Source organism: Bacteroides sp. OF04-15BH (genome assembly GCF_003477995.1).
Classification (GTDB): Bacteria; Bacteroidota; Bacteroidia; order Bacteroidales; family Bacteroidaceae; genus Paraprevotella.
This window is the reverse complement of sequence record NZ_QUEM01000001.1, coordinates 140,616-163,972: the sequence shown is the minus strand read 5'-3', so window position 1 is coordinate 163,972 and position 23,357 is coordinate 140,616. Positions and strand designations below refer to the sequence as shown.

19 protein-coding genes are annotated in these 23,357 nt (G+C 48.6%); 4 read left to right on the top strand and 15 right to left on the bottom strand.

The window, feature by feature from the left end:
• Positions 1–61: 61 nt before the first annotated feature.
• Positions 62–1,228 carry a radical SAM family heme chaperone HemW gene (gene hemW / locus DXA74_RS00645; RefSeq protein WP_118524965.1) on the top strand — a complete coding sequence of 389 codons (1,167 nt, stop codon included), beginning with the start codon at positions 62–64 and terminating at the stop codon, positions 1,226–1,228.
• A 17-nt stretch (positions 1,229–1,245) separates the two neighbouring features.
• Here the strand turns inward: hemW and DXA74_RS00640 are convergent, their stop codons facing one another.
• The 13 genes from DXA74_RS00640 to DXA74_RS00585 form a co-directional block, all read right to left on the bottom strand.
• Positions 1,246–1,938, bottom strand: coding sequence for a DUF4827 domain-containing protein (locus DXA74_RS00640; RefSeq protein WP_118524900.1), 693 nt, complete (start codon positions 1,936–1,938; stop codon positions 1,246–1,248).
• Between the two features lie 30 nt (positions 1,939–1,968).
• On the bottom strand, positions 1,969–3,000 hold the full coding sequence (locus tag DXA74_RS00635) for a bifunctional oligoribonuclease/PAP phosphatase NrnA (protein ID WP_118524899.1): 1,032 nt from the start codon (positions 2,998–3,000) through the stop codon (positions 1,969–1,971).
• 67 nt (positions 3,001–3,067) lie between these two features.
• On the bottom strand, positions 3,068–5,212 hold the full coding sequence (locus tag DXA74_RS00630) for a ComEC/Rec2 family competence protein (RefSeq protein WP_118524898.1): 2,145 nt from the start codon (positions 5,210–5,212) through the stop codon (positions 3,068–3,070).
• A 3-nt stretch (positions 5,213–5,215) separates the two neighbouring features.
• On the bottom strand, positions 5,216–5,866 hold the full coding sequence (gene rpe, locus DXA74_RS00625) for a ribulose-phosphate 3-epimerase (RefSeq protein WP_118524897.1): 651 nt from the start codon (positions 5,864–5,866) through the stop codon (positions 5,216–5,218).
• A 78-nt stretch (positions 5,867–5,944) separates the two neighbouring features.
• Positions 5,945–6,076 carry a hypothetical protein gene (locus DXA74_RS16855; RefSeq protein WP_255420784.1) on the bottom strand — a complete coding sequence of 44 codons (132 nt, stop codon included), beginning with the start codon at positions 6,074–6,076 and terminating at the stop codon, positions 5,945–5,947.
• Positions 6,077–6,171: 95 nt separating this feature from the next.
• Positions 6,172–6,771 (bottom strand): RNA polymerase sigma factor, encoded by a 600-nt coding sequence (locus DXA74_RS00620; RefSeq protein ID WP_118524896.1) that lies wholly within the window; start codon positions 6,769–6,771, stop codon positions 6,172–6,174.
• 161 nt (positions 6,772–6,932) lie between these two features.
• Positions 6,933–7,910 (bottom strand): methionyl-tRNA formyltransferase, encoded by a 978-nt coding sequence (fmt, locus tag DXA74_RS00615; RefSeq protein WP_118524895.1) that lies wholly within the window; start codon positions 7,908–7,910, stop codon positions 6,933–6,935.
• Positions 7,911–7,925: 15 nt separating this feature from the next.
• A complete protein-coding gene (locus DXA74_RS00610; protein WP_118524894.1) occupies positions 7,926–9,725 on the bottom strand; it encodes a chloride channel protein in 1,800 nt (599 codons plus the stop codon).
• 15 nt (positions 9,726–9,740) lie between these two features.
• Positions 9,741–10,310 (bottom strand): L-threonylcarbamoyladenylate synthase, encoded by a 570-nt coding sequence (locus DXA74_RS00605; protein WP_118524893.1) that lies wholly within the window; start codon positions 10,308–10,310, stop codon positions 9,741–9,743.
• Positions 10,311–10,325: 15 nt separating this feature from the next.
• The gene (locus tag DXA74_RS00600; RefSeq protein ID WP_118524892.1) at positions 10,326–11,894 is read right to left on the bottom strand and encodes a peptide chain release factor 3; all 1,569 of its coding nucleotides are present in this window, start codon (positions 11,892–11,894) and stop codon (positions 10,326–10,328) included.
• Positions 11,895–11,913: 19 nt separating this feature from the next.
• Positions 11,914–12,774 (bottom strand): dTDP-4-dehydrorhamnose reductase, encoded by an 861-nt coding sequence (rfbD, locus tag DXA74_RS00595; RefSeq protein ID WP_118524891.1) that lies wholly within the window; start codon positions 12,772–12,774, stop codon positions 11,914–11,916.
• An 8-nt stretch (positions 12,775–12,782) separates the two neighbouring features.
• Positions 12,783–13,328 (bottom strand): DUF4924 family protein, encoded by a 546-nt coding sequence (locus DXA74_RS00590; RefSeq protein WP_118524890.1) that lies wholly within the window; start codon positions 13,326–13,328, stop codon positions 12,783–12,785.
• Positions 13,329–13,988: a LysE family translocator gene (locus DXA74_RS00585; protein WP_118524889.1), complete on the bottom strand. Its 660-nt coding sequence runs from the start codon at positions 13,986–13,988 to the stop codon at positions 13,329–13,331.
• Positions 13,989–14,148: 160 nt separating this feature from the next.
• Between DXA74_RS00585 and DXA74_RS00580 the strand changes: the two genes are divergently transcribed.
• A complete protein-coding gene (locus tag DXA74_RS00580; protein WP_118524888.1) occupies positions 14,149–15,117 on the top strand; it encodes an ROK family protein in 969 nt (322 codons plus the stop codon).
• Between the two features lie 282 nt (positions 15,118–15,399).
• On the opposite strand, the gene DXA74_RS00575 is transcribed toward DXA74_RS00580, so the two are convergent.
• Together DXA74_RS00575 and DXA74_RS00570 are read right to left on the bottom strand one after the other, a co-directional pair.
• Positions 15,400–16,833, bottom strand: a complete 1,434-nt coding sequence (locus DXA74_RS00575; RefSeq protein ID WP_118524887.1) for a DUF5723 family protein — start codon at positions 16,831–16,833, stop codon at positions 15,400–15,402.
• A 33-nt stretch (positions 16,834–16,866) separates the two neighbouring features.
• The gene (locus DXA74_RS00570; protein ID WP_147400990.1) at positions 16,867–18,684 is read right to left on the bottom strand and encodes a hypothetical protein; all 1,818 of its coding nucleotides are present in this window, start codon (positions 18,682–18,684) and stop codon (positions 16,867–16,869) included.
• A gap of 334 nt (positions 18,685–19,018) precedes the next feature.
• Here DXA74_RS00570 and purL point away from each other — a divergent pair, with 334 nt between their 5' ends.
• A complete protein-coding gene (purL, locus tag DXA74_RS00565; RefSeq protein WP_118524885.1) occupies positions 19,019–22,723 on the top strand; it encodes a phosphoribosylformylglycinamidine synthase in 3,705 nt (1,234 codons plus the stop codon).
• 87 nt (positions 22,724–22,810) lie between these two features.
• Positions 22,811–23,356, top strand: coding sequence for a chromate transporter (locus tag DXA74_RS00560; RefSeq protein ID WP_118524964.1), 546 nt, complete (start codon positions 22,811–22,813; stop codon positions 23,354–23,356).
• Position 23,357 lies beyond the last annotated feature (1 nt).

The window sequence follows — 23,357 nt, the reverse complement described above, 5'->3', positions numbered from 1 at the left end:
AGCATGTTTCATAGTTGCCACAAAATCACTAACTTTGTATCAAACTGATAATACAACTTTTATGGCCGGAATTTATATTCATATCCCTTTCTGCAAACAACGGTGCATTTACTGCGACTTTTATTCCACAACCAGTCAGGAAAAGGAAAACCGCTATATAGAGGCGGTATGCACGGAGCTGGAACTGCGGAAACAATCGCTGCCCGATCCCGTTCATACTATATATATAGGTGGAGGAACTCCCTCGCTGCTGAACCCGGCGTCTGTAAAGCAACTCAAAGACTGCATGGACCGGAATTACCGGGTGATGCCCGACCTGGAATTTACCGTAGAGGCCAATCCGGACGATATTTCTCCGGAATGGCTGGAAGCCATGTCGCGCACCGGAGTGAACCGCATCAGTATGGGGGTGCAGACCTTTCACGACGGTCATCTGAAACTGCTGCGCCGAAGACATAATAGCGAGCGGGCTATTCAGGCTGTGCATCTGTGTCAGGAACACGGATTCCGGAATATCAGTATTGATTTGATTTACGGTCTGCCGGAACAGACGCTTGAGGAATGGAAGACAGATGTGGCACAGGCCATCGCCCTGAACGTGCAGCATCTCTCGGCCTATGCCCTGATCTATGAAGAAAACACGGCCCTGTGGCGCATGCGCGAACAGAACAAGGTTCAGGAAGCCGACGAAGAACTGAGCCTGAGCATGTTTGAATATCTGATTACGGAACTGAAAAACAATGGCTTCGAGCACTACGAGATTTCCAACTTCGGCCTACCGGGATTTCATTCCCGCCACAACTCATCGTATTGGAATGATACTCCTTATCTGGGATGCGGAGCCTCGGCACATTCTTTCATCGGAATGGAAAGAATGTATAACACAGCCAACATAGACCAATATATCAAGGACATCACGCGGTACCGCGAAGAGAATCTGCCATACAACGAGGTGTGTCACTGCGAAGTCCTGGACCGTTATGAACATTATAACGACCGGATTATTACCGGTCTGAGAACGGCGACCGGTCTTGATCTCGAAAAACTGGAACAGGACTTCGGTACGGAGCTGAAGAATTATTGCCTGAAAATGGCAGCTCCGCACCTAAAAGAAAACACCTTGCAAATAACCGAAGAAAACGGTCATCCGCAAGGTGTCCTTAAATTATCGCATCGGGGACTGTTTCTCTCCGACGGTATTATGAGTGATTTGCTTTGGGTGGATTAATTCTCCAAAGCATGTCCTTATTCTTCCTGATAGCTGATTTCATAGAAACAAGGATATACGCGACTGCTGGCATCCTTCTGTCCCTGTGAATGAGGCACAATCAGACGGACCTTGGCTATCGGCTGCTCGGTACTTACCTGACGTCCGATATTGATATAGGTGAAGGGAACAAGCCATCCTGCCGGTACTGATTTGTCAGAATAGGCCGTATACATGGCTCCCCATCCTGTAGGTCCCGTTACAAAACTTCCGGAAATGGTTCCCGAAGTATTGGAAGCTTCGATAATGTCCGGACGCGGATCCCAGAAGAAACTGTTGTTTGTAATCTGCAAACTGTCGGCCATGATATTATATTCCGTAAAGCGGCAATATACTCTTTTGGTCTCTCCCGGTTTGAGCTTCTCACCGGGACCTTTGGAAATAATCTGCATATACACACCGGTACTATTGAACAGCACATATTCGTTCTTCTCTACATTGGTCGTGCTGTCCTGCTGATAGAACTGCGATTCGGAGATCACATTGATCTTGCCGATATGAATCAACGTATCGGTTTCACTCTCCATCACCACGGCATCGCGCCCCAGAAAAGCAGCAATCGCGTTGCGCTCCTTCTCTTTCTGCTCGGCATAAGTCTCTCCGTCATTGCACGATCCCAATCCGGCCATCAACAGTAATCCGGCACATAAAGCCGCTATCTTATTTCTCATATTGCTATATTCTAAAGGTGTTTATCGTTATTATTTTAATAAATGTGCATATTTTCTGACTGCCTTCTTGGCCAGTTCAATAGCCTCGTCCAGCGTGCACTCCAAAGTTCCGCCGGCTGCGTTTAAATGACCGCCACCGTTGAAGAACTCAGCTGCCATCTGATTACATGGAAAATCATCAACCGAACGCAAAGAAACTCTGATGTTGTCTTGCTCGGTATTCTCCCGCAAGAAGATACTCAGTTTGTTTCCCTTTATCTGCAAGGGAATGTTCACAAAACCTTCCGTATCGCCTTTTTTATGAGAGAAACGCTTCTGCTCTTCCCGGTCCAACGAAAGAATTACGGAATGATATTCGTGCAACATCTCCATTTTCACATAGAGCACATAACCCATCAGGCGGAAACGCTCTGCCGAATATTCATAGAACACATTGCGGTAAATCTTATCCTTGTCAATCCCCTTCTCCAGCAGTTTTCCGATAATATAGTATATGTCACTGCGTGAAGAGTTATAAGTGAAAGCTCCGGTGTCGGTCATCATACCGGTATACAGGCATACCGCCTCATCATAACCCAGAAAGTCCTCTCCATAGAGAGCCACAATCACACGGTACAGCAGTTCACAAGTGGAACTCATCTGAGGAAAAGAAATCAGACAGGATGCAAAGTCTTCGGGATTCGGATGATGGTCTATCACAATTTTGGGAGCCGGATTAGCCTGTACGGCCGCCTCCATCATCGACATACGCGACGGTCCGTTGAAATCCAGACAGACAAACAAGTCTGCCGCTTTCAGCACCGGATCGAGCTGTTCTTCGTTCTTTTCATACACCTGCACCTCGTCGGCTCCGGGAAGCCACTTCAAGAAGTCAGGAAATATATTGGGAGTGATAGCGCAGACATCCTTGTTCTGTCGTTTCAACACGCTCAGAAAAGCGGTCAAAGCCCCCATCGCATCGCCATCGGGCGAAACATGACAAGTAAGAACAATCTTCTGTGCCTCATCCAACAGGTGCTTCAAGTCCACCAACTGTTTATCTGAAACCAATGATTCTATCATACTATCAACTCATTATAATTATAAAAAATACAACGCAAAGATAGTACTTTTATCGGCTACTTCCGTATCAGAAAGCAACTTTTAACGCTCCATCCCGACGCATGTCGTGATATTTCCATTTCATTCGGGCGCACAGACGCAGATACTTCTCATGTTCGTATTCGGTCAGCGACCGGTCGAGCACTACCAGTTTGGGAGCCGTCTGCGCCAATACCTGCTCCACACACCCCCGAAAGCCACGGCACAGAAACAGATAATCCAGTTGTCCCACTCCTGCCCAACAGGTATGTTCCGGAATTCCCTGATGCAACATTCCAAGCCGGAAATCGCGCGTCAAAAGCAAACCGCCCGTCTGACAGAGATAATCGTCCGAAAATCCTTTCTGCGGCAATACCACAGGAAGCTTATCAGTGAAACGGTCCCAGAAATTTTCCTTGATATAGGCATAATCCTCCCAACGCACCGTGTCGTTGGCCTGCAGCAAATAACTGCGCTGCGGGGAATAGATGATCTGCACCGACGGTACCCGATAGTTATTATAAAAGACCAGTAAAGGAAAGGTATCTGTCAGACGGTGTGCCGCCACCGTGCGGCAGACTAGCAGACCGGGAAGGGACAGCACGGCCAACAAGGCAGGAAAAAGTTTGTGACGTAACAGCAAAAAAAGAATGACAGCTACCACGAAAAGATAAATGGCTAGCAGTTCGGACCAGGAAATATAGAAGGGACCCAGAGTAGCTCCCGGCCAGGAATTGAACCATCGCAGTGCGTCGTGTTGCCAGCCAATCAGCACAGACACTCCCTGCAAGAGTATTCCGGAAATCCATTCCACCCGAAAGAACAGAAGATAAACCGGCAAAGCATAAAGCAGGAATAAAGACAAAACAGACAGAACCATAGTGGCCCAGATGCTTGTGGTGGCCACATAATGAAAATAATAGAGCACCAAAGGCAAGGTAGCAATCTGAGCAGCCAGAGAAACCGAAATGCCGGACCACAGACTTTGCCACACGATCCCCGAAAAACGGAACAGTCCTTCAATGCGTCTTTGCAGCAGCAGAATACCCAGCATGGCTGAAAAAGACAACTGGAAGCCGACATCGTACAATGTATCCGGATCGGCCAACAGCATGAGCGAGGCTGTCCAGAAAAGAATGTTCAGCGTAAATCCCCGGCGATGCATCATCATGCCGCAAATAGAAAAAGAGTACATCACCGAAGCGCGCACCAAAGAAACCGGCATACCGGCCAGAAGCGTATAGGCCCACACCAGCATGACCGCCAGAAAACAAAAGACCCATCTCCAGCGCGTGTACTTCAAACCATGCGCAAAGACATAATAAAAGAAAAACATCAGAATGCCCAAATGCATTCCCGAAAGGGCCAGAACGTGCGAAGTACCCGTCTGCGCATACAGTTCCCCCGTTTCTTTAGAAAGGAAAGCCTTCTCGCCCATAGCCAGTGCCGCATATACCGCAAAGGCTTCCCCACGCAAACCGTCGGCTCTCATCTGTTCCACCAATTGCTGACGAAGGTCCAGAAAATAAAGTTTTGTGCGCTGCCACAAAGACATCCGGCTGTATAGACGGGTATATCCTTCCGTTTCCCGGGGCAACAGCTGCCATTGTCGGGCAAAGACCATCGCTTCGCCCACAAAACCTTCCCGTTTCAGATAAGCGGCATAATCAAATTCATAAGGATTCCCCGAAGGACACAAAGGATGAACCGATGCCCGAAAAGTCAGGGCATCTCCTACCTTCAGTTGTTTGCTGACCGAATCTTTCCACAACGACAGACGGATTTTCTCTTCGGACAGCCATAAAGAATCTTCCGAAAACCGTTGCAGGACCAATGCTTCGGCACGTACGGTCTTGGCCGTTTCCTGAGGTTGGGAGAGCAGAATCACCTGATAGCCCTGCTCGGTATCGGGCAACTGAAAATCCTTCTGCTCCCGGGAATACAAGCCGACAAGCGTACCCAAAGAAGCCCAGAACACGGCAAAAGCCAGATTCCAGCCCCAAACAAAATGGCCTGTATAGTGCTTGGCTTTTCCAAAGCCCAACACCATACAAGCCAACAATATCATCAAAAACAAAGCAGCATAAGCACCGGTTCCACCTGTTCCCAAGGCAGAACACCCTATCCCGACGAGCAAAGGCAACAAAACCTTCAATCCGGGATAAGCCTGTGCGATGCGCCCATCCCGCTGCAATGCTTATAGATTATTCAAGAATTCAATTTCTTCCAGAGGCTGCTCGGCCTTGAAAACCGCATTTCCGGCAACTAGCACATCCACACCGGCCTCTACCAACTGTTTTCCGGTCTCACGGTTCACGCCACCGTCTACCTCAATCAGTGCCTTTGATCCGGTACGTTCAATCAGCGCACGCAGTTCCTTCACTTTCTCCAGAGTATGCGGAATGAACTTCTGTCCACCGAAACCCGGATTTACGGACATCAGCATCACCAGATCCAGATCGCCGATAATATCAGTCAGCATGCTGACCGGAGTAGCAGGATTCAGCGTCACGCCAGCCTTCATTCCTGCTTCCTTGATCTGCTGTACCACACGGTGCAGATGCGGACACGCTTCGAAATGCACATTCATGGTATACGCTCCCAGCGCCTTGACCTCCTGAATGAACTTCTCGGGCTGCACAATCATCAGATGCACATCCAATTTCTTTTCACACAACTCGGCTACATATTTCAGCACCGGAAAACCGAAAGAGATATTCGGCACGAATACTCCGTCCATCACATCAATATGCAACCACTCACACTTACTCTGATTAATCATTGCCAGATCGGATTTCAGATCTCCGAAATTAGCCGACAGCAATGAAGGGGAAACGATTGTACTCATAGGTTTTTATTTACAAAGTTAGTGAAAATCCGGAGATTCCATTCTGTTCAGCGCAGGAAAAAGCACAAAAAGAGTTCATTAACTCAATAAAAACTCCAGAAACTCATCCTCTTTCACCTCCACAGCCCTGTAGTTCCGTGCAAACTTCTTCAAAAAAGCAATTGTAGAATCTTTGGGAGCCACCTTTTCATCTTCAGTAAAATAATCCATAGGCATCAAGTTTTTCATTCATTTTCCTGACCTAATAACGTGCTACCCGAATGAATTATTATATGCTCCTGCCGTTTTTTGCTTTCTTTATATTTTCAATGAACAGGGGCAGCGGCAACCGTGCGTTTCCCGGCATGCATCTTCCGCAGATTGATCAGAGCATAGCGCATACGCCCTAAAGCCGTGTTAATGCTGATATCCAGAATATCAGCAATCTCCCGAAACGACATTTCCTGATAGAAACGCATGTAGACAATTTCGCGCTGGTTTTGCGGAAGGCGCTCCACCATCTGGCGCACCTCTGCCTGCGTCTGCTCAAAAATCAGGGCAGTCTCCATGTTGTCTTCCTCAAGATTGCCGTTATAAATACGGTTCTGCTCGGTGGGTTCCAGCAGCGAAACACATTCTTTCTTGTCCTGACGGAACAAGTCCACAATATAATTATGGGCAATTCGCATAATCCACGACGAGAACTTGCCGCTGAACACATAGCGTTTCTGCTGCATCATGACAATAGCCTTGACAAACGTTTCCTGAAAAATGTCGTTTGCCTGCTCTTCGTCGCGTACCAGAAAATAAATATAGGAAAAGAGTTTGCCCTGATATCTCTCCAACAAGACATCAAAGGCTTCGTTATTGCCTTCAATATACGCCCTTACCAACTCATCGTCGGCAGAACCTGAAAATTGTCTCATTACTATGTCATTTAAAATTAAAGTAATGTTCTCTCTATAGGCAATAAGTTTTTAAAGTTTATAATTATTTTGCTTCGAGGGGCAAAATAAATGAATTTATACATAAAATGCAACTTTATGCGAGGATAAAGTTGCATTTTAACATTTTCAGGATTCGGGTATTAAACCACAAAATAATTTTCGTCGATTCGGGCACCTCTCAGGAAATCGGTCACCGGCATACGTTTCTTTCCGGCCATCTGAATTTCCTGAAGCACCAGGAAACCACCGTCCACGGCAATCTTCAGATAAGACTTGCCGTCGGTACATACGGCTCCGGTTTTCAATGTATGCGCAGCCGGTTCCTTGGCTGTCTGATAGATTTTCATCACCACCGGCTTTTCTCCTTCGGCGCGCAACAGTTCGGTCCATGCTGCCGGATACGGTGACAATCCGCGCACAAAGTTATAAAGCTGCTCCAGATTCTTGTGCTCCCAGTCGATGCGACAGGTTTCCTTGAATATCTTCGGAGCCGGTTTCAGTTCCGTGCCGGGTGCCATCTCTTCCTGTGGAATCGCTTTCACCGTACCTTCCAGGATACGATCCACGGTATCGGTCACGAGCTGTCCGCCGAGCATCATCAGTTTATCGTGCACATCGCCCACATTATCGGTTTCCAGAATAGGAATGCGCACCTGCTGGATTACGGCGCCGGTATCAATTTCATGCTTCAGGAAGAAAGTGGTGATACCGGTTTCCTTCTCTCCGTTGATGACGGCCCAGTTAATCGGAGCGGCACCGCGATACTGCGGCAACAGAGAAGCATGCAGATTGAAGGTACCCATCGGCGGCATGTTCCACACCACCTCAGGCAGCATACGGAATGCCACGACAATCTGCAAGTCGGCCTGAAGCGAGCGCAGCTCTTCAATGAATTCCGGGTCTTTCAAGCTTACCGGCTGAAGGATACGCAATCCCTGCTCCACGGCATACTTCTTTACCGCACTGGGCTGAAGCGTTTCCTGATGGCGTCCCATAGGCTTGTCAGGCATCGTAATGACACCCACCACATTATATCCGCCTTCCACAAGGCGTTTCAGGCTTTCCACCGCAAAGTCCGGTGTGCCCATATATACGATTCTCAAGTCTTTCTTTTCCATAATTACTTGTTCCTATTAATCATCAGACAAGTCGGCCAGCAACTGTCTGTAGTTCGTAAACACCTTTGATTTCCGGATAAATCCGACAAACACGCCATCATCGTCCACCACCGGAAGGGTCCAGGCATTCGTCTTGTCGAAGGTAGCCACCACCACATCCATTGAGTCGTTGATGCTCAACCGGGCAGGATATTCCTTCATCAGTTCGCCCACCGTAAAACGGTGATACAGTTCCTGCCGGAACATGATGTGACGCACATCGTCCAGATAGATGATGCCGATGAGCACATTACTCTTGTCCACCACCGGGAAGACATCTCTTTTTGAGGAAGAGATAATGCGCACCAGTTCTCCCAAATTCATCTGCGGATTCAGATATTCATCATATTTGTCGATCACGGTGTCCAGACTCATCAGGGTGAGAATGGCACGGTCTTTATGATGGGTGAGCAGCTGTCCTTTCTTGGCCAGTCGCATGGAATAGATACTGTGCGGCTCGAATGCAATGATGGTGAGATAAGAACAAACCGACACAATCATCAACGGCATGAACAACTGATAGCCTCCCGTCAGCTCGGCAATCAGGAAGATACCCGTGAGCGGTGCATGCATCACTCCGCTCATCAGACCGCACATGCCCAGCATGGCAAAGTTCTTCTCGGGCACATAGACACTCATCAGCGAATTGATATTCCAAACGCGTGAAAAGATGAAGCCGGAAATACATCCCAGGAAAAGGCTTGGCGCAAAGATACCTCCACAACCGCCTCCACCGTTGGTCGCTGTCGAAGCAAACACCTTGAACAGAAGAACCAGTGCCAGATAAAGCAGGAGCAAATCCCCATGACCATAAAACAGAGAATTCTCCATCGCACTGTTCCAGTCCTCAGGGCCGTTACCGTTCATCAGCAAGGCGATCAGTTCATATCCCTCGCCATAAAGCGAAGGAAGCAGATAAATCAGGATGCTCAAGATGGAACCGCCAATCAGCAGTTTCATGTATGGATTGCTGTATTTGCGGAATATATCTTCCAGAGAGTTCATGGTTCTGGTAAAATAAAGCGAAACCAGACCACAGAAAATACCCAAAAGAATGTATGCCGGAATACGGTCCACCCGGAAGGCGTCCTGCATGTGGAATTCAAAAACCGTACCCGTTCCGGACACGGCAAACGTCAGTCCGGCAGCAGTCACACAGGAAATCAGCAAAGGCAGCAGCGAAGCCATCGTCAGGTCGATCATCAGAACCTCCAGGGTAAACACCAGTCCGGCAATCGGTGCCTTAAAGATTCCCGACACGGCTCCGGCGGCTCCACAGCCCACCAGCAGCATCAGTGTCTTGCTGTTCATGCGGAATATGTTTCCCAGATTCGATCCGATGGCCGAACCGGTAAGCACAATCGGCGCCTCGGCTCCTACCGATCCTCCGAAACCAATGGTGATGGCACTGGCCAACACGCTCGACCAGGTGTTGTGTCCCTTTATCTTACTCTGCTTCTGGGCAATGGCAAAAAGGATTTTGGTCACACCGTGACTGATATCGTCCTTCACCACATAACGCACAAAAAGGCCGGTAAGAAAGATTCCGATTACCGGATACACCAAGTACAGCCAGTTCGAACCTGTCGCATCAAACTGATTGGTCAGGAAAAACTGGATTTTATGAATCAGTTCTTTCAGGATCAGGGCAGCGCAGGCTGTCAGAATACCTACCATAAAGCTGAGCATCAAGATAAAGGTGCGCTCACTGAAATGTTTTCTTCGCCACAGGAGCAAACGCTCGAAGATGGTCAGTTCTGTCTGTTCTGCTTTCATAATGCCCTCCTTCGATTACTTACGTATGATCTGAATTTCTCCACCGACACCCAGCTTGATGATGCTGCTTGAATGGCACTTGCGGGTGTCTTTGCGGCGTGACTCCATGACATAATCCACCGCCCCGAGGATTTCTTCGGAAATCTCGGCAAAGCAGGCTGCCGAAGGCTCACCGCTGACATTGGCCGATGTGGATACGATCGGCTTCTGGAAACGGTAGCACAGGCGGTTGCTCACCTCTTCGCGGGTTACCCGGATGCCCACACTGCCGTCCTCGGCCAGCAGATTCGGTGCCAGATTCTTGGCTCCGTCGAAAATGATGGTCAGCGGAGTGTCTGTCAGTTCCATGAGATCCCAGGCCACGGCAGGCACTTCGCGCACATAACGCTGCACGCGGTCGGGCGAGTCTACCAGGCAGATCAGTGCCTTGCTGTCGGCACGTTTCTTAATTTCGAACACCCGGCGCACCGCCTCTTCGTTTGTGGCATCGCAACCGATGCCCCATATCGTGTCGGTGGGATAAAGGATCACCCCACCCTGCCGCATCACTTCCACGGCTTTCTTTACATCTTCATCTAGTGTCATGCCACTTGTTGTTTTTTAGAATTCACTGGTAAAATGGAATTTGATGTGCTCAAAATCGGCCTGAGCCATCTGAAGCACATAACCGCTGTCGGCCAGGAACACGTCGCGTCCCTCGCGGTCTTTGGCCATATACTGGTATTTTCTTTTCTTGAAAGCCTCCAGCTGCTGCGGGTCGTCGCTCTCAATCCAGCAGGCCTTATACAGGCTCACCGGCTCCCAGCGGCACTTGGCATTGTATTCGTTCTCCAGACGATACTGGATCACTTCGAACTGCAGCTGTCCCACCGTACCGATAATCTTGCGGCCGTTGAACTGGTTCACAAAGAGCTGGGCCACACCCTCGTCCATCAGCTGCTCAATACCCTTGTTCAGCTGCTTGGTCTTCATCGGATCGGCGTTCTCAATGTATTTGAACATTTCCGGAGAGAAGCTGGGCAATCCTCTGAAATGCATCACCTCGCCTTCGGTCAGTGTATCACCGATTTTGAAGGTACCGTTGTCCGGCAGACCGATGATGTCGCCCGGATAGGCTTCTTCAATCGTGCTCTTCTTCTGCGCCATGAACTGTGTGGGCGACGAGAAACGCAGGGTCTTTCCCTGGCGCACATGCAGATAAGGAGCATTGCGGACGAACTTACCGGAGCACACCTTACAGAAAGCGATACAAGAACGGTGGTTCGGGTCGATATTGGCGGTAATCTTGAAGATAAAGCCGCTGAACTTCGGCTCCTCGGGCATCACCATGCGCTCCTCGGCCTTGGTTGGACGGGGGCTTGGCGCAATCTGCACGAAGCAGTCCAGCAACTCCTTCACACCGAAGTTGTTCAGTGCCGAACCGAAGAACACCGGAGCGGTCTTTCCGTCCAGATATTCCTGCACGTCGAACTCGGGATATACTCCGTCTATCAGCTCCAGATCCATACGCAATTTCTCGGCATCGGCCGTACCCACGTGTTCCTCCAGCTGACTGCTGTTGATGTCTACCTCCACTTTCTCGGTCACCTTCTGCTTGTCGGGAGTGAACAGGTTCAGATTCTGCTCATAGATATTATAGACACCCTTGAAACGCTGTCCCTGATTGATGGGCCAGCTCAGCGGGCGTACCTGAATTTTCAACTCAGCTTCCAGTTCATCGAGCAAATCAAACGGGTCCTTACCCTCGCGGTCCATCTTGTTGACGAAGATGATCACCGGGGTGTTGCGCATGCGGCACACCTCCATGAGCTTGCGGGTCTGTGTCTCCACACCCTTGGCACCGTCCACCACGATGATTACGCTGTCTACAGCCGTAAGCGTACGATAGGTGTCTTCGGCAAAGTCCTGGTGACCCGGAGTATCCAGAATGTTGATCTTATAGTCGTTATAATCAAACTCCATCACCGAAGTGGTCACCGAAATACCACGTTGCTTTTCGATGTCCATCCAGTCGGAAGTGGCAGTTTTCTTGATTTTATTGGACTTAACGGCACCGGCCACCTGAATCTGTCCTCCGAAGAGCAGCAGTTTTTCGGTAAGCGATGTCTTTCCGGCATCCGGATGCGCAATGATTGCAAAAGTTCTTCTTCTTTCTATTTCGTTCATCATGATTTATGGAAGTTGCTTTTTATTTATCTAATATCTGGATACACTCGGCCAGTGCGTCTTCCCAATATGGGATTTCCACCCCGTAGGTTTCCTTGATTTTCGTCTTGTCGAGAATGGAGTAATGCGGGCGTTCTGCCGGAGTGGGATACTCTTCGGTGTGCAGCGGCTTCACGTGGCAACCGGTCACTCCACCCAAACGATGGATAGCCTTGGTAAAGTCATACCAGGAGGCGGCTCCCTCGTTGCTGTAGTGGTATACTCCCGGCACCAGTCCCTTGGACAGAATCACCAATATGGTGCGGGCCAGATCGCGTGCATAGGTCGGCGTGCCCACCTGATCGGCCACCACTCCCAGTTCGGGTTTCTCCTGTCCCAGGCGCAGCATGGTCTTCACAAAGTTCTTGCCGTAGGAAGAATACAGCCACGCGGTGCGGATAATCACCGATTCCGGACAAGCCTCGGCCACGGCGCGCTCTCCCCCCAGTTTGGTCTTTCCATAGACCGATACGGGGCAGACGGCATCCTCTTCACGGTAAGGGATATGTGCCGTTCCGTCGAACACATAATCCGTAGAGATCTGAATCATGCTTCCTCCACGTCCGGCCACGGCACGTGCCAGAATAGCCGGTGCCTCTTCGTTCAATACACGGCAGAAATCGGCCTTGCTCTCGGCCAGATCCACAGCGGTGAAGGCGGCACAGTTCACAATGCAGTCAATCTCATGTTCGTTTACATAGCGGTTTACGGCCTCTTTGTCCGTAATATCGAGCTGTTCGATATCGGTAAAGAAAAAAGTCATTCCGCCGTTATCCTGCTGCGTCAGCTCACGCAGTTCGCTGCCCAACTGACCGTTGCAGCCTGTAACCAGAATATTTTTCATTGGAATAATCAGTCAAATTTTAAGTTACCTTGTTTGTCTTGCATATAATAGTCAGAAAGCATGCCCAGCAGTTTGCTGATGTCGGCCACCGCTTTCTGGGTATCGGCACTGACGGCCTTTTTCTGCATCTTCAGCAGCATCACCCCATACAGAATCTCAAAGCAGGATTCCAGTTCCGGCAGATCGCGGTTGTTGTTGCGCGCACGGATTTCCACGATATAAGGCAACGCCTTGTAATAGGCTGCCGAATAGAACGGAAACTTGGGTGAATTGAGCAACTGCAGATGCAGGTCGGTGAGCAGGATGATCATGTTCTTGTTAATCTGCAAGTGCCCTTTCTCCTGCACTTGCTCGGAACGCATCATTTCAATCAGGTTGGTGTACCATTCCACCATCTCTTTTTCCTGTTCGGGAGAGGGATTGAACCGGCTGATGTAGTTTGTTTTCAGCTCTTCGATATCCAGATGATTGGCGCGGATCAAATCCTCCACCTGCCACATGTAGAGCAGATATTCTGCCACATTCTTTTCTTTCAGTTGTCTAGCTATATACATTTAATATAATGATAATCCGGTTAAAGTGATGAACAAGCCCAATACGGCTGCTATGATGACTATGGTTCCAATCACCTTGTTCAGCATCCAGATGCCCTTCACCTCAAAACGCGATTTGAGCTTGGCAATGCCGTATGACAGCGCAAACCACCAGACCAGAGCCCCGATGAATATCGACACATAGCCTAAAGACTGCTGGAGCAGATGGTCGGGCACGACAAAGGCAAAGCGGGCAAACAAGGCCACGAAAAGGAAGATGATCAACGGATTGGAGAAGGTTACCAAAAATCCGGTAACCATGTTGTGAATCAGGGTTCCCTTTCGGTTTGACGGCGGGCGCATGGAATTCACGGGGTTGGTGCGGAATGTGTATAAGCCAAAGAAAAAAAGCATCACGCTTCCGGCCAACTGCAAATAAAACATGGTGGTCTTGTCCTCGATGAACTCAACCACAAAACTCATACCGAAACCGGTGACCAGAGCATATATAATATCGCTGAATGCGGCTCCTACTCCCGTCACAAACCCATACCAGCGTCCCTTGTTCAGGACACGCTGAATACACAACACGCCAACAGGCCCCATCGGCGCCGACGAAACGATGCCGATTATCAGACCTTTCAATATCAAATCTAATGTACTGACTTGTTCAAACCACATAATAGTGCAAAATTCGCATTTTTTTGCGAAAATAGGAAAAAAGAGGCGATCTTTTTCTATAAACGAGACATAATGAATCAAAAAAAATGATTTTTAAATACTATTTTAAAGCATTCTTTCTATCTTTGCTACAAAGCAAACAAATATAACATTTCAATCTATGGAACAAGAACAGAAACCTTATGTAATCGGTCTGGACCTGGGAGGCACCAACTCTGTATTCGGCATTGTAGACCGACGCGGAACCATCGTAGCCACTACCTCTGTCAAGACTCAAGAACAGAATGATGTGGAAGTTTATGTAGACAACTGCTGCACAGCCCTGAAGAAAATTATTGAAGAAGTGGGCGGAATCGAAAAGATTCAGGCTATGGGTATCGGCGCTCCGGATGCCAACTACTATACCGGAATCATTGACAACCCGGCCAACCTGCCTTGGAAAGGCGAAATTCCATTGGTCAAGATGTTCAGCGACCGACTGGGAATCCCTGTGGCACTGACCAACGACGCCAACGCAGCCGCCATCGGCGAAATGGCTTACGGTGCGGCCAAAGGTATGAAAAACTTCATCATGATTACTCTGGGAACCGGAGTGGGCAGCGGTATCGTTGTCAACGGACAGGTGGTTTACGGCTCTGACGGATTTGCCGGAGAGTTGGGTCACGTGATTGTGGACAAATCAAGCGAAGCACGCAGCTGCGGATGCGGACGCAAGGGATGTCTGGAAACTTACTGCTCGGCTACCGGAGTGGCCAGAACTGCCAAGATGATTGTTTCTTCAAGCGAGCGCCCTACCCTGCTGCGCAACATCCCGCTGGATGAAATCACCTCAAAGGATGTGGCCATAGCTGCCGGACAGGGTGATGAAGTGGCTAAGGAAATCTTTGAATATACCGGTAAGATTCTGGGTGAAGCCTGCGCCGACTTTGCAGCCTTCAGCAGTCCGGAAGCTTTCATCTTCTTTGGCGGACTGACCAAAGCCGGTGACTTGCTGATGGATCCGATCAAGAAAGCATACGACGAGAACGTACTGTTCTTGTATAAGAACAAAGCACAGATGATTGTTTCTGAACTGGATGATGCCGGCGCTGCCGTATTGGGCGCCAGTGCATTGGGCTGGGAACTGTAATCTGACATTTTAATACAAAAGCGCAACACCTCCGGGTTTCTGATGCCGCATCAACCGGAAGTGTTGCGCTTTTTTGTATCCCCACCTCTGCTTGCGCGCGAGCACCTCTAAAAAAGATGCCGAAGATTTTTGAAAATCATTTTGATGATTTGAACATTTCATCAGCATGAAATTAAACAACGAAAAGCAGGTGCCGAAAAACAAAAAAGCGCCGCACCGGAAAAAGCTCCGGCACGGCACCCCACAAAACCAAGTTGATATAAAATACCCCAAAGGGATAGATTACAGATTGAAATTGATACCCATAGAAATACTCATGTTCGCATTGTTTACCGGCAGGAACTGCGGGGTAATCTTGACGAACTGATGGTCTGAACCGATAAAGAAGTTGAACTTGTTCGGATGGAAATTGATCAGCCAACCGAAAGAGGAACCGTATGAAGAGATTCCGTAGTTCACCGAAGCATCGAACCAGCTCGTTGGAGCCACATTGGCCGAGAAGCGACCTTCAGACCATGAGTACTTGCCCTGAATGCGGGTTGAAGACAGGAAACCGAACTTCAGACCTTCATAATAAGGGAAGGTATACAAGGCACCGAGATTCAGGGTTGCTCCCAAAGCGGCCGTTCTGCTGGAAACTTCTCCCTCGCGCTGGAAACTGAAATAATCTTCCAGACCTTCGGTCAGATTGTCAATCTGGTTTTCCAGACTGTTTGGCTTTTCATTTCCCATATCATCCTCCGAGTTATAAGGAACGTCCTTGAATCCGTCAAACACCCAAGGCTCCATGCTCATCACTCCATGTGTGTTGCTGTTCCAGGAAATAAAGCCCAGGTCAAGCAAAGAAGCAGACAGCTGCAAATCCTCACGCAGCTGATAAGTGGCACCCAGGTCAATGGCCATACCGAAACCTCCCAGTCCCGGAGACTCCAGTTCAATGTCGGAGTAGTTGATATTCTGTGCCTTGTCGGCCTCATAGTCGCCCGGATTCTTGCTCTCTTCGTTCGTAGGCACCTTCAGTCCCTTCATGGCCAGATCCAGACTTCCGCTTCCCTGCACCTTCCACTGCTCGTCGGTCATCTCCACATCCATCCGGTCGATCATGGCGCTGGCATTCAAGCCGCCCAAAAGGAATTTCAGTTTACCGCCCACACGCCACTGTTCGTTGATGTCGCGGGAGTGACCCAAAGCCAACTCCACGTAGGCTTTTGAAGAAACACCGATATTTTCCATGTGATAAACGGTATTGTCTCCCTTACCGCCCACCTTCATGAACTCAAACAGTTCGTAAGGCAGAGTGGCCGACACATTGGTACGCAGATTGATGCCAATGGTGTTATAACCACCGAATTTGGAGAATCCCATAGAGAAAATACTCCAGTTATAATCAATGGCCAAACGGTTGTTCTGATTGATGCCTCCCAAAAAGTCCGAAGCAGTAACCGATTCGTTCAGGAAAGTAGTCAGACCGCCATCCGGAGTTTTATACAGGAAGTTGGAAACACCCATATTACCCGACATGCCGACATTGATATTTCCTAAGAACGGAAAACTGACAAAGCCTTTCCGGTCCGGACCGAATGCCGGATTCATCACATGACGATACTCATATCCCTCGAGAAAATAACCGGAACGCAGAGCCTGCTGTGCAAAAGTGGCCGCAGGAGCCATCAAAAGGGCACCAGCCAGGAAACCAAATATTTTATTTCTTTTCATTTGTCCAAATCTTTAAAGTTCAAAAAACACCCATTAATTCAAATCCATAGTAACGCCTCCCTTGATTCTCAACTTCAAGTCATCAAGTTTCAAAGTCTGGCTGGCATTAAGAGTCTGCGATTCCCAAGTATCAGACTGGCTCTGATCCTCTCCACGGAAAGCCTTGCCGTCGAGACGGAGAATCAGTCCGTCCAGATTCTTGATGCGTGTTCCATCTTTTTTCTTCAATGTAAATGTCAGAACTTTTGTATTTGGTTCGGTTTTTGTTCCGGCAGCAATAAATCCGTCGGTCTCCACAAGTACATCGTCCATCACATGGCCCTGGGCATCAATGGCCATAGCCGAAAGATCCAGGTTCAACGGAATGCGGTTGATGGCACTCAAGGATACCTCCAGTTCCTTCATCTCATACTTTTCAATGTCTTCGCTCCAACCGTCCAGTGTATCCTTGTAGACAATGCTGAATTCTTTTCCGAATTCTAGCGGAGCATTCAGGTCATAATCCGTATGAACCTCTTTGTTCACACCAAGCTCCACGGTATAGAACTGCTGAAGAACTTTAGCCTCAACATTCTCCACTTTTATCAAGTCCGGAATGGTGCGTATCAGGTCCGGCAGATTTTCCACCTGCACCCAGGTGTAACCGTTAGGAACATTCTCGTTAAGCGGTGAAATGCAAAGCAGATTCTCGGTAGAAGCCTTCAGACGAATGGTCTTGCTGTTCACAGTGTTTATATCGGTACCGAGAACCACGGTCTGCAGTTTATTGCCTTCTTTATAGGAATGCAGTTCAGCCTGCAAGTTCACATCCACTTCCGACTGGTTGTTCACGCGCAACAGCACCTGCGGATTGGTCAGATCGGCATTCACGTCGTTGTCCGTCAGGAAGTCAGGCAAATCCTCAATAGTCACTTCGGATACGGTAAAATCAATATCCGGATTCACCTTGGCGCGCACGCGTCCCATAGCCATTTCGTTGGAAACCACATGGCTCACCAAACGGAAATTGACTTCAGAAGAGCCTGCCGGGAAATCCTGAGCCTTCACAGCCACGTCACCGTCTACCGGAATCTCCACATTGAAAAGCACCTTGGCTTTTGTGTTTGCCGTAGCCACAAGGAATCCTTCGCCTGCCGGTACGGTCACATTGCCGGTAGACTTGAAATATATTCTGTTGATATTCACCTTCCAGTCTGCACCGGAAGAAGACAAACGATAATCATTTTTCAGAGTCATGACGGTCTGTCCGTTTACCTGACTCAAGGCAAACCACTGACTGGTGAAAGCGTCTGTCAAAGCTACCTGCAAATAAGACGGGAAAGTAAATCTCAGACCTTTCTTCAGAATCACGCCTTTCGTATTGCCTTCTGTCTCCAGTCTCTGCACCACATCGTTATGCTGAATATCGTCGGCATATTCCAAATCAATCACATCTTCGGGAATGTCATTGTTCTTCAGCTGCCACTCCGGATTCAAATCCTCAATAGCCATAGTCGAAGTTTCTCCCTGAACCAGCATATCCGAGGTAAAGGTCAGCATTTTTGAAGACTTGGTAGCCTCCGAACGGTCTACAGTCACATCGTTTACCTTTACACTTGAGCTGGTCGGATCTCCGTTCACACAAAGAACAAAGTCACCGTTGTCCAAAGTATCCAGGTCAGAGGTTTCATAATCCACATCGAACAAGTCGTCCAACGTGATTTCTTCCGATGAATTTCCCGGAGTAGTCAAGTCACCTCCTACGGTAATCGTCAAATCTATGTCTTTTGTAAGGTCATAGGAATTGTCAACACAGGCTGTTGTCAGTCCTAAAGCAGAAAGCAGTAAACAATTAAGTGCCCTTCTCGTCATTCTCTGTTTCATAAATCTATAATAAAAAGCTATTTTAACACGCCATGTTATCCGAAAACTAATCTGTCATTACACGGAGAATTCTCATTTTCAGCTGAACTACAAAAAAATATTTCCCATAAACCCGCATACCAAATGCGAATCCTCCTTCCTTAAAAGCAAGACAAAGATATAGTAAAAAATCCAAACAACAAAAAAGATTATAAAAAAAACATCAAATACTTTGTATTTCTTTTAATAAAAAGGTAAACAATAATTATTTTCCTTTTCGACATTACTTTTTTGTGTATTTTTACTAACTTTGCAAACAAAGCTTTTAATAAACATTCGATTTATGCCTATTGTATTTTTTAGAACTCCCAGCAAGAGCGTAATTGCAACAGAATGTGATCATTCGCTCAATCCTGAAGAAATTGAAAAATTGTGTTGGCTTTATGGTGAGGCCAAAGTGGAAGAAGAAAGCAGTCTGACCGGTTGCTTCGTGGGCCCGCGCCGTGAAATGATTACTCCTTGGAGTACGAATGCCGTTGAGATTACTCAAAATATGAGCCTCAGCGGTATTTCTCGTATAGAGGAATACTTCCCGGTAGCCGACGAAAATGCCGACTATGACCCCATGCTCCAGCGCATGTACAAAGGCCTGAATCAGGAAATCTTCAAGATTGACCTGAAACCCGCTCCAATCATGTATATCGAAAATCTGGAGGAATACAACGAGCAGGAAGGACTGGCCCTGTCTCCAGAAGAGATTGAATATCTGCATGATGTGGAGAAACAACTGAGCCGCAAACTGACCGACTCTGAAGTTTTCGGATTCGCACAGATCAACTCTGAGCACTGCCGCCACAAGATCTTCGGCGGTACCTTCATCATCGACGGACAGGAAATGGAATCTTCTTTGTTCCAGATGATCAAGAAAACCACTCAGGAAAACCCGCATAAAATCATTTCTGCCTATAAGGATAATGTGGCTTTCGCACAGGGTCCTGTTGTAGAACAGTTCGCCCCGAAAGATCACGCTACTTCAGACTACTTCGTAATCAAGGATATCGAATCTGTCATCTCCATCAAGGCAGAAACTCATAACTTCCCGACTACCGTAGAGCCGTTTAACGGTGCTTCAACCGGTACCGGTGGCGAAATCCGCGACCGTATGGGTGGTGGTGTCGGCAGCTGGCCAATCGCCGGAACTGCGGTTTACATGACTTCTTATCCGCGTACTGACGAAGGACGTGATTGGGAAAACATTCTCCCGGCACGCAAATGGCTGTATCAGACTCCGGAACAGATCCTGATCAAAGCTTCTAACGGAGCCTCTGATTTTGGTAATAAATTCGGACAACCTCTGATTACCGGTTCTGTATTGACCTTCGAACATCAGGAGAATAACGAGCGCTACGGTTACGACAAGGTAATCATGCTTGCCGGTGGTGTGGGTTACGGTACCAAGCGCGACTGCCTGAAAGGTACTCCGCAGAAAGGAAACAAGGTGGTGGTTGTCGGTGGTGACAACTATCGTATCGGACTGGGCGGTGGTTCCGTTTCATCCGTAGATACCGGACGCTACTCTTCGGGCATCGAGCTGAACGCCGTGCAACGTGCCAACCCGGAAATGCAGAAACGTGCCAACAACCTGGTGCGCGCTTTGTGCGAAGAAGATGTGAATCCTGTTGTATCTATCCACGACCACGGTTCAGCCGGACACGTAAACTGTCTGTCGGAATTGGTAGAGGATTGCGGTGGATTGATTGACATGAGCAAGCTTCCTATCGGTGACAAGACTCTGTCTGCAAAGGAAATCATCGCCAACGAGTCTCAGGAGCGTATGGGTCTGCTCATTCAGGAAGAGCATCTGGAGCATGTACGTAAGATTGCCGAGCGCGAGCGTGCCCCAATGTATGTAGTTGGTGAAACAACCGGCGACGCACACTTTGCTTTCCAGCAGGCCGACGGCGTACGTCCTTTCGATCTGGAAGTTTCTCAGATGTTCGGACACAGCCCGAAAACTTATATGAAGGACAACACCGTAGAGCGTACTTACGAAAATGTAACGTACGATGCGGCTCACTTGAATGAATATGTAACCCGCGTGCTGCAGATGGAAGCAGTGGCATGTAAAGACTGGTTGACCAACAAGGTAGACCGTTCGGTTACCGGTAAGGTTGCCCGTCAGCAGTGCCAGGGCGAAATCCAGTTGCCGTTGAGCGACTGCGGTGTCGTTGCACTGGATTACCGTGGAAAGGCTGGTATCGCTACTGCTATCGGTCACGCCCCACAGGCTGGTCTGGCTGATCCTGCTGCCGGTTCTGTGCTGTCTGTAGCTGAATCTTTGACCAATATCGTATGGGCTCCGCTGGCCGATGGCCTGGACAGCGTGTCTCTCTCAGCAAACTGGATGTGGCCATGCCGCTCACAGGAAGGTGAGGATGCCCGTTTATATAAAGGTGTAAAAGCACTGTCTGATTTCTGCTGCGCACTGGAAATCAATGTTCCTACCGGTAAGGACTCTCTGTCTATGACTCAGAAGTATCCTGACGGCGAGAAGGTAATTTCTCCGGGAACCGTAATCGTGAGCGCCGGTGGCGAAGTAAGCGACATCAAGAAGGTGGTTTCTCCGGTAATGGTTAACAAGGAAAAGAGCACATTCTACCACATCGACTTCAGCTTCGACGAGTTGCGTCTGGGTGGTTCTGCCTTCGCACAGTCTCTGAACAAGGTGGGTTCAGATGTTCCTACCTGTCAGAATCCGGAATACTTCCGCGACGCATTCAACGCCGTACAGACTTTGATCAACAAGGGATTGGTATTGGCCGGTCACGATATCTCTGCCGGTGGTCTGATCACTACCTTGCTCGAAATGTGCTTCGCCAATACAGAAGGCGGTATGGAAATCAGCCTCGACGGCATCAAGAACGATGATATCGTGAAGATCCTCATGGCCGAGAATCCGGGTGTTGTTGTACAGATTGACAACAAGCACAAGTCTGAGTTCAAGAAGATTCTGGAAGATGCCGGCGTAGGTTACGTGAAGTTGGGTACTCCAACCGACGAGCGTCTCATCCAGGTTTACAAGGACGGTGCAGAATATCAGTTCGGAATCGACTATCTGCGCGATATCTGGTTCAGCACTTCATATTTGCTCGACCGCAAGCAGAGCATGAACGGTTGCGCCAAGGCTCGCTTCGAAAACTACAAGAAGCAGCCTCTGGAAATGGTCTTCAACAAGGATTTCACCGGCAAACTGTCACAGTTCGGTCTGAATCCAGATCGCCGCACTCCTTCCGGCATCAAGGCTGCCATCATCCGTGAGAAGGGTACCAACGGTGAGCGCGAAATGGCTTACTCATTGTACCTGGCCGGTTTCGATGTGAAAGACGTGATGATGACCGACCTGATCTCAGGAAGAGAAACTCTGGAAGACATCAACATGATTGTATTCTGCGGCGGATTCTCTAACTCCGATGTATTGGGTTCTGCCAAGGGTTGGGCCGGTGCCTTCCTGTATAACCCGAAAGCCAAGGCAGCTCTCGACAACTTCTATGCACGCGAAGACACTCTTTCATTGGGTATCTGCAACGGTTGTCAGCTGATGGTGGAATTGAACCTGATCAATCCAGAGTTCAAGAAGAAAGCCCACATGCTGCATAATGACTCACACAAGTTCGAGTCTTCTTATGTTGGTCTGACTATCCCAACCAACCGAAGCGTTATGTTCGGTTCACTCAGCGGCAACAAGCTGGGCATCTGGGTAGCTCACGGAGAAGGAAAGTTCTCTCTGCCTTACGAAGAGGATAAGTATAACGTAATTGCCAAGTACAGCTACGACGAGTATCCAGGCAATCCGAACGGATCAGACTACAGCGTAGCCGGTATCTGCAGTGCCGACGGACGTCATCTGGCCATGATGCCTCACTTGGAGCGCGCCATCTTCCCATGGCAGAATGCTTACTATCCGGCAGACCGTCGTAACGACGAAATCACTCCGTGGATGGAGGCCTTCGTCAACGCACGTAAGTGGATTGAAAAGAACAAGAAATAAGCTCTCAGCGATTCTATCAGAAAAGTGCGCCATCTTTGAAAGAATGGCGCACTTTTTGTATCTTTGCAACACAAAATAAAAATGAAAATGAATATCTATTGGGAAAGCTTCAAGACTTTTACGCGCATCGGAATGTTTACCATCGGCGGCGGATATGCCATGCTCCCGCTGATAGAAGCAGATGTCGTAGACAAGAAGCAGTGGATCGGTAAAGAAGAGTTTGTCGACCTGGTAGCCATTGCACAAAGCTGTCCGGGCATTCTGGCAGTCAACATCAGTATTTTCCTGGGCTATAAACTGAAAGGAGTACCGGGAAGTATCGTATGCACCCTGGGAACCATACTTCCCTCTTTTCTCATCATTCTGCTGATTGCTCTTTTCTTCCAGACTTTCCGGGAAAACAAAACCGTGCAGAGCATCTTTCTGGGTATCCGACCGGCAGTCGTGGCGCTGATAGCTGCTCCGACCTTCAAAATGGCCAAGAGTGCCAAAATCGGATGGACCAATATCTGGATACCGGTAATCAGTGCTTTGCTGATCTGGCAGATGGAAGTTTCTCCGGTCTACATCATCATCCTGGCCGGTCTATTCGGTTTCTTATATGGAAAATTTGTAGAACAGAATGAAAAATAAC

What these genes read in the sequence shown, in the direction of transcription:
- rpe (WP_118524897.1), bottom strand. Translation starts at nt 5,866, where the DNA reads ATGAGTACAATCGTTTCCCCTTCATTGCTGTCGGCTAATTTCGGAGAT.
- DXA74_RS00605 (WP_118524893.1), bottom strand. Translation starts at nt 10,310, where the DNA reads ATGACACTAGATGAAGATGTAAAGAAAGCCGTGGAAGTGATGCGGCAG.
- DXA74_RS00600 (WP_118524892.1), bottom strand. Translation starts at nt 11,894, where the DNA reads ATGATGAACGAAATAGAAAGAAGAAGAACTTTTGCAATCATTGCGCAT.
- DXA74_RS00635 (WP_118524899.1), bottom strand. Translation starts at nt 3,000, where the DNA reads ATGATAGAATCATTGGTTTCAGATAAACAGTTGGTGGACTTGAAGCAC.
- hemW (WP_118524965.1), top strand. Translation starts at nt 62, where the DNA reads ATGGCCGGAATTTATATTCATATCCCTTTCTGCAAACAACGGTGCATT.
- fmt (WP_118524895.1), bottom strand. Translation starts at nt 7,910, where the DNA reads ATGGAAAAGAAAGACTTGAGAATCGTATATATGGGCACACCGGACTTT.
- DXA74_RS00575 (WP_118524887.1), bottom strand. Translation starts at nt 16,833, where the DNA reads ATGAAAAGAAATAAAATATTTGGTTTCCTGGCTGGTGCCCTTTTGATG.
- DXA74_RS00585 (WP_118524889.1), bottom strand. Translation starts at nt 13,988, where the DNA reads ATGTGGTTTGAACAAGTCAGTACATTAGATTTGATATTGAAAGGTCTG.
- DXA74_RS16855 (WP_255420784.1), bottom strand. Translation starts at nt 6,076, where the DNA reads ATGGATTATTTTACTGAAGATGAAAAGGTGGCTCCCAAAGATTCTACA.
- DXA74_RS00590 (WP_118524890.1), bottom strand. Translation starts at nt 13,328, where the DNA reads ATGTATATAGCTAGACAACTGAAAGAAAAGAATGTGGCAGAATATCTG.
- DXA74_RS00620 (WP_118524896.1), bottom strand. Translation starts at nt 6,771, where the DNA reads ATGAGACAATTTTCAGGTTCTGCCGACGATGAGTTGGTAAGGGCGTAT.
- DXA74_RS00580 (WP_118524888.1), top strand. Translation starts at nt 14,149, where the DNA reads ATGGAACAAGAACAGAAACCTTATGTAATCGGTCTGGACCTGGGAGGC.
- DXA74_RS00570 (WP_147400990.1), bottom strand. Translation starts at nt 18,684, where the DNA reads ATGACGAGAAGGGCACTTAATTGTTTACTGCTTTCTGCTTTAGGACTG.
- DXA74_RS00560 (WP_118524964.1), top strand. Translation starts at nt 22,811, where the DNA reads ATGAATATCTATTGGGAAAGCTTCAAGACTTTTACGCGCATCGGAATG.
- purL (WP_118524885.1), top strand. Translation starts at nt 19,019, where the DNA reads ATGCCTATTGTATTTTTTAGAACTCCCAGCAAGAGCGTAATTGCAACA.
- rfbD (WP_118524891.1), bottom strand. Translation starts at nt 12,774, where the DNA reads ATGAAAAATATTCTGGTTACAGGCTGCAACGGTCAGTTGGGCAGCGAA.
- DXA74_RS00640 (WP_118524900.1), bottom strand. Translation starts at nt 1,938, where the DNA reads ATGAGAAATAAGATAGCGGCTTTATGTGCCGGATTACTGTTGATGGCC.
- DXA74_RS00610 (WP_118524894.1), bottom strand. Translation starts at nt 9,725, where the DNA reads ATGAAAGCAGAACAGACAGAACTGACCATCTTCGAGCGTTTGCTCCTG.